Here is a 1,949-nt window from a genome sequence, read left to right on the forward strand (position 1 = left end):
GATCGCGATCGGCGCGGACGGCGTGATCATCGACGTCCACCCGCACCCGGAGACCGCCCTCTGCGACGGCCCGCAGGCCCTGGTGGACGGCGACCTGCGGGAGCTGGCCCGGGTCGTCCGCGAGCTGCCGCCGATGGTCGGCCGCACCCTCACCACCGCCGCCGAGCCGGACGCGGTCCCCGCCTGACGGCGGCCATCCTCCTCTCGGCCCCGACCAACGCTCGGCCCCGCCCGACCTCTCGGCCCCACCCGACGGACCGCCCAGCCCGGGCGGCGGTTCGCCGGAACGGCCCCAGACCCGACGCCTCACCCGCCTCCAGCTCACCCGCCTCCACGCATCTCCGAACGCCGCCCGCCGGACGACACGTCCAGGCGGTGGCGGGCCCGTCCGACCACGAGACGACCGGGCCCCGCGGCGGCGGAGCGGGTTCCAGGCCCTCCGCCTGACGGCCGCGCCCATCCGGCGCGCTATCCTGCGGACATGGCGTACTGGACCCCCGACTGCGGACCGCCCCGCTCCTGACCGGGGCGCGGCGAACCTCTTCCTGAGACCTGACGACCGGGCTCGGCGCTGATCGCGCCCCGCCCGTGTCCTTCCGCGTCCCGAATACGGATTCCATCCTCCGTTTTCGAGACCGGGAGCGTTCTCTCCATGTCCCTGCGTCCTGTTCTGACGCGCTCTTCCACCACGTCCGCCGCCCGTCCCCGCACGGGCGGGGCCGCCGACGTGCTGCTGGCCGCCTCCCTCTGGGGCACCACCGGAACCGTCCGCACCTTCGCCCCGGACGGGGCGACCAGCGTGTCGGTCGCCGCGCTGCGGATGGTCCTCGGCGGGCTGATGCTCGCCGGGGTCGTCCTCGCCACCGCGCGCGGCGACCTGGTGCGGCTGCTGCGCGCGCCGCGCGCCCTGCCGATGCTGGCCGCCGGCGCGGCCGCGATGATCGTCTACCAGACGGCGTTCTTCATCGCGGTGGGCCGGACCGGCGTCGCCGTCGCGACCGTCGTCACCATCGGGAGCTCACCGGCGTTCACCGGGCTGATCGGCGTGCTCACCGGCCGGTCCCGGCCGGACGGCCGCTGGCTGCTGGCGACCGCCGGGGCCGTCGCCGGCTGCACGGCGCTGGTGCTCGGCGGGCGCGGCTCGGGCGTCGAGCCCGTCGGCATCGGCCTCGCCCTGCTCTCCGGGCTGGGCTACGCGACCTACGCGACGCTGTCGTCGGTGCTGATCGTGCGCGGTGAACGCGACCGCTGCGTCGTCGCGGGCCTGTTCGGCCTCTCGGGGCTGGCGTCCCTGCCCGTCCTGCTGCTGGGCTCGCCCGGGTGGCTGGCCACCGGCACCGGCCCGGTCATCGCCCTCTGGCTGGGGCCGGTCGCCACGGGCGGCGCGTACCTGCTGTTCGCGCGCGGCCTGCGCACCACTCCCGCCACGACCGCCACCACGCTCACGCTCGCCGAGCCCGCCATCGCGGCCGTGCTCGGCGTCGCCGTCCTCGGCGAGCACCTCGGGCCGGTCGCGCTGTCGGGGCTCGGCTTCCTGGCCGCCAGCCTGATCGTCCTGGTCGTGCCGTCCGGCCGGAGCGGCGGCGGAAGGGGGCGGAACGGCCGCTGACATGGGCCGACACTTGGGACGCGGTATCCCAGAGGCCACTATTCGGGGCATCCCGCAACACGAAATGGTCTGAACCACTCGCCACGGCCGGTGTCCGCGAGGATGATGACCGGCATGACTACGGGCGATGGGGACGCCGGGGGGCGGCTGTTCCCCGAGGATCTCGACCGCGTCGATCCGGTCGCCGCGGTGATGCTGGCGGACGCCTGCCGGGCCATCACCGCCTACCCCGAACTGCGGGTGGTGGGCGCGCTGTTCACCGCCGCCGAGCGGGTGGAGCGGGGCTGGCAGGTGGTCACGCCCGTCGACCCGGTGCCCGAGGGGGCGCGCGAGCTGCTCG

Annotated in this window: 2 protein-coding genes and 1 pseudogene; all 3 read left to right on the top strand. The window is 75.8% G+C overall.

The genetic code is table 11. The features are described from left to right. A pseudogene (locus AB0J52_RS38380) lies at window positions 1-187 on the top strand (3-deoxy-7-phosphoheptulonate synthase); the annotation flags it as partial. Between the two features lie 465 nt (window positions 188-652). Then, entirely contained in the window at window positions 653-1,609 is a 957-nt protein-coding gene (locus tag AB0J52_RS38385; RefSeq protein ID WP_500187942.1) for a DMT family transporter, read from the top strand. A gap of 114 nt (window positions 1,610-1,723) precedes the next feature. Further along, the coding region (locus tag AB0J52_RS38390) for a DUF5954 family protein (protein WP_500187944.1) at window positions 1,724-1,949 on the top strand (226 nt) is incomplete at its 3' end.

Origin of the sequence: Spirillospora sp. NPDC049652 (genome assembly GCF_040675125.1) — a bacterium.
GTDB lineage: Bacteria > Actinomycetota > Actinomycetes > Streptosporangiales > Streptosporangiaceae > Spirillospora.